This is a genomic window from Micromonospora sp. MP36 (assembly GCF_008119785.1).
Classification (GTDB): domain Bacteria; phylum Actinomycetota; class Actinomycetes; order Mycobacteriales; family Micromonosporaceae; genus Micromonospora.
In genome coordinates, this window is the sequence record NZ_VSFA01000215.1 from 1 (window position 1) to 4,229 (window position 4,229).

A 4,229-nucleotide genomic window follows, 5' to 3' on the forward strand; every position below is an offset into this window, starting at 1 on the left:
ACGCACCAACGGACCGGCCAAGGCTGCCCCGCGCAGCCCACCGACACCAGGGCGTTTCGCGAGGACCCCGGCGGCCCGGAACTGACCACCCGCCCCCAACGCGGTGATCCGCCCATCCTCCTGCAGCCGCAGGGCCCCCGCGCTGAGGAGGGTGTTGAGACCCCAGTCCACGCCGAGCGCCACCGTGTGGCCGGTGCGCCGGGCTTTCGGCACCGGATGGCTGTATGCCATATCGGCGTGCACCTGCCGGCCGGTGACGCGCAGGGTGGGCAGGTGCACCACCGCGCCCGCGGGGACCGTGGGCGGCAGGATGATCGGACAGGCCACCCACGTCCAATCCGCATAGGCTCGCGGATCCGGACGGGTGGGCAACTGCAACCGCAGCAACACCCTCCGAGGGTCGGTGTCGCTGCGTTCGATGCTGGCCTGCTGCCGGTCACACGCGGCCAACAGCAGCATCCGCGCGACCCTTGGGACGCCTTCGAGCTCGAACACGTCCACCGGCAGCCGGCCGTGCACGGCAAGGAACCTGGCAACCTGTCGGGTGCGGGACTTGATCATGCCGGACGGCAGATGCTCCCCGCCCGGAACCGCCCGACGCACCTGCTCCCACTCCCCTGGAGTGCGCTTGCGCGGATCGGCCGGCCACGTCGCCAGCACCCCGGCGGTAAGGTCAGCACGCCACGACGCCGAGCGAAGTGCCCGCCCCGCCTGCTCCTGCGCCATCCGCACGACCCGGTCATTGACCCTCACACCCTCGGGCGCGGCGACCGTCCAGCCCAAGCGTCGCAGCGCCATCCACGCGTTCGACGGAAGTTTCCGGCCGCCCGAGTCCACGCCGGAGGCCAACACCTCCACATCCGCGGGATTCCAGCGCTGAGCCAACAGGCCGGAGACCATCCCCGCCACCAGATCGGCACACCAGCCGACACGTTGCGCCAGCACGGCCTGCGACAGCACTTTGCCGCTCTCCTCGTCCACCCCCGATCGGAGCAGGGCCCGGGCGCAAGCGGTACGGGAGATCTCGCCCTCAGCCAGCGGCAGCTTTCCGGTCACCGGCCCATCGCCCCGCCATCGATCCAAGAGAACCCGCGATCACGACCGGCCCACCTCACCGGAATCTCCCCCGAACCAGCCCAAAGACGAAGCGCCACCGTCCACGCGGTTAACCTAGGATCACCGACGATTCCTAATCAAGTTGGTCAGCCTTTGAAAGCCGAACAAGGGCCACACCATCAACCTACGATCATCGACGATCCCTAATCAAGTTGGTCAGCCTCGGCCCCTGCCGGGGCGGTGCCGAGCAGACCGGCCCGGACAGGCGTAGGCTGGACCTATCCCGGAATCGACGACATCCCATTCCCGAGGTGCCCGCCACGCCGGCTCCGCCCGAGGGAATGCCATGTCCGTACCCGGCCGCACCCGATCTGCAGTGGCCCGCCCGACCGCTGTCCGAGCATCAGGACCGAATCCCCACCTCCCACCGGCTCGAGTGCCGTTGACCCGCGCCGGCGCAACCCGGATCGGTTTCCGTGCAGCGGTGCTCGCGATCGTCGCCCATGGTAATCGGCGCCGTCCGCATCACCCGGCTGTACCGGCTTCAACGCTGAGGCTGAGCTGAGCAATCGACGACCCGCCCGGGTGGGGTCGGCGAACTGGCACCCCGTCCGGCGCATGACGCGATTCTGCGCACGACCCCACCGCTACGCCGCGGTCACGGCGATAAGGATCCGACATGACGCCATGGTCAAGCCCCCACGCTTCCCTATCGCCGCCATCGACGCCGCGCCTTCGGATCGAACCGACCCGGTCCCCGCGCACGCTGCTCGACGGGGGCTGGCGGCCCCGCTCGGCCGATCCGCTCGCGGAGCTGCCCGGCCTCGTCCTCGCCATAGACCTGCTGCGCGGGCCGATCACCCGTCTGGTCCTCAACGCCGGGATCTGGGACGGCAATCCGCGCCTCCTGGCCGTCGGCGGCAGGGTTTTGCGGTTGGGCTACTTCACCAGTCAGCCCGCCAGCCTGCTGACCGCGATCTGCCTCAACGACGACCGGCTCGATCTGCTGATCGTCCCGCCGGAGACCGCGGTCGATCTGGCCGAGGCGGCGATGGCGCTCGCCGCCACCGCCGGCAACCTGGTCCATACTCCGCGCCTGCTCGCCGCCGCAGGCAAGCTGTCCGACGCCAGGGTCGACAGCGCGGGCAGGCGCACGTGGGAGGGGGAGGGCGGCCGTCTCCGCACCGGCCCCGCCGCCGTTGGCGCCGTCGCTGCCCGCATGACCGACGCTGCACGGGCCGGGACGTCCGCGCCGGTGGAACCGGCGCCCGCGCCGACAGCACCTCTGCCGAGACAGCGGAGGGCCCGCGACCTTTCCACCATTAACATCGAGGAGCAAACCATGACAATCGCCCGGCACACGATCGTCTCTGCGCTGCGTCGGCGCGGCCAGCACACCAGGGCCGACTGGGTCGAGCGGGAGCTGCCGGAGCGGGTCGACATCGCGCGGCACGCCGGGCTGCTCGCGACCCTGCGTCTTGATCCGACTGAGCTCGCCGAGCCGACTACCAGTGATTGAGGGTTCGGCTACCTCGCCACCGTGCACCGTGGGTCGACCTCGACGGGTTGCGGTTCACCCCGGACCCGGCTCTGGGCTGGTGGTCTTCGGCCGCATTTCATCCACAAGGGCACCCACGCCGCCATCGAGATCGCCCGGCGGGCTGGCCGGCCGCTGACCGCGGCATCGTGCAGGACGCGGGCTACTTCAGCAAGCAGGTTGCCCCGCCACGGCGACCTGCTCTGGCTGCCGTACGGCGCCAGCAACGCCCGGGTCGGGTTCGCCAGCGTACCCTCGCCACGTTCGTCGGGGCGATGGTCCGGGCCCGGTCCAGTTGAAAGTCGAGCGGTCGACGAGGCACGGCCGGACGCCCGCCCGGCGGCTTGTTCTCGCATTGCCGATTTTCACGGCCCGCACTGACTCGCCCTGATCTGGTACGGTGTCCCACCCGACGGGGAGAAGGCGGAGCAGTGCTCACCCAACAATAAGCAGCACGGAGATGGTGAAATGCGCTACCTCAGCGACGTCAACCTACGCGCCGTCCTCAACGTCCTCATCAACCGTGCCGGAGGCATTGTGGAAATTAGCAACGCCGAACTGTACGACGCGATGCTGCCCGATCACGGCCAGGGCGAACGGGTACGAATTGAGGAGACACAAAACGGGCTGCGGCTGTCCGTCGTTCCGCGCCAATAGACGCTCAGGTGACGTCCAAGCCGCCAGGTCCCTGTGCCCCGCGTCGCCGAGTCGTACGCCTCGCCGCGAGCGCTGAACTCCAGTTCGCCGCCACCATACTGACCGCAGAACCTGCGGATTTCACGCGACCGGTGAGCCCGCCTGGCGACTCGCACCGAGCGTACACGGAAACCGGTCTGCCTGCCGGACGGGAACAAGCATCCCTAGCCCCAAAATCGCACCATCGAGCGCCGGCATGCCATCGTAATCGACATTCCGGAACAAGTTTTGCCCCATGTAGCATCCATTTTCGGTCCGGGCTCAAAAATCCGGGCTGGCCGGGGGCAGCCCTCCTGCCGCGATCGCGAGCGACGTCGCTGGAGGTGTGTCTTGATCTGGTGTTCGTAGCCGCACGCGCCCTGACGTCGCGGAACTTGGCACAGAGTCTCGGCCGGGGCGGGGTTCTCCAGACCGTGGTGCGTCACCCAACCAGCCATCGGCACGCTGATGACTCGGATGGGCAGTGGGGGTTCTACTTGATCAAGTGCGAGCGAACCGCGAGGCGGTTGGAGCCGAAATGCCTCCGCCAGGGCCGGCGACGAACAGGCGGCTGCCCGGCAGGTCGAGCCCCAACAGGGTGCCGAAGGCGATGCTCTCACCGTTGGAACACGACGTAGGCGAGACCTCGTAGCGCCGGGTCAGGCCGGGCTCGGCGGGAACAATTCTCCGTCGAGTGGTGGCAGCCGGTGGGCGCCATCGCCACCGCCACCGCCACCGCCGCCGCCGGCGGTGGCGGTGGCGGTGGATAACTATGAATGTTCACGACCCCGCCGGCCAGCCCCTGTGGGTCGAACAGGTCGAGACCGCCGCTCTCGGACCGGTTGTCGTAGACCGTCTCAGATGCGGCGCTCGCCCGCACGCCGCCAGTGGCGCTGGCAACAGCTCCGGCTCACTCACGGGTGCGGCAGTGATGGGATTCACACCGTAGCCGGGGTGGCGG

4 protein-coding genes are annotated in these 4,229 nt (G+C 69.1%); 2 read left to right on the top strand and 2 right to left on the bottom strand.

The features are described from left to right. Positions 1-981 (bottom strand): hypothetical protein (locus tag FXF52_RS40485; protein ID WP_222870951.1); only part of this gene is annotated, 981 nt, incomplete at its 3' end. Between the two features lie 754 nt (positions 982-1,735). On the opposite strand from FXF52_RS40485, the gene FXF52_RS40490 reads away from it, so the two are divergent. Beyond that, the gene (locus FXF52_RS40490; protein WP_148804929.1) at positions 1,736-2,575 is read left to right on the top strand and encodes a DUF5994 family protein; all 840 of its coding nucleotides are present in this window, start codon (positions 1,736-1,738) and stop codon (positions 2,573-2,575) included. 486 nt (positions 2,576-3,061) lie between these two features. Next, positions 3,062-3,250, top strand: a complete 189-nt coding sequence (locus tag FXF52_RS40495) for a hypothetical protein (RefSeq protein WP_148804930.1) — start codon at positions 3,062-3,064, stop codon at positions 3,248-3,250. A gap of 634 nt (positions 3,251-3,884) precedes the next feature. Here the strand turns inward: FXF52_RS40495 and FXF52_RS40500 are convergent. Further along, positions 3,885-4,148 (bottom strand): hypothetical protein, encoded by a 264-nt coding sequence (locus FXF52_RS40500; protein WP_148804931.1) that lies wholly within the window; start codon positions 4,146-4,148, stop codon positions 3,885-3,887. Positions 4,149-4,229 lie beyond the last annotated feature (81 nt).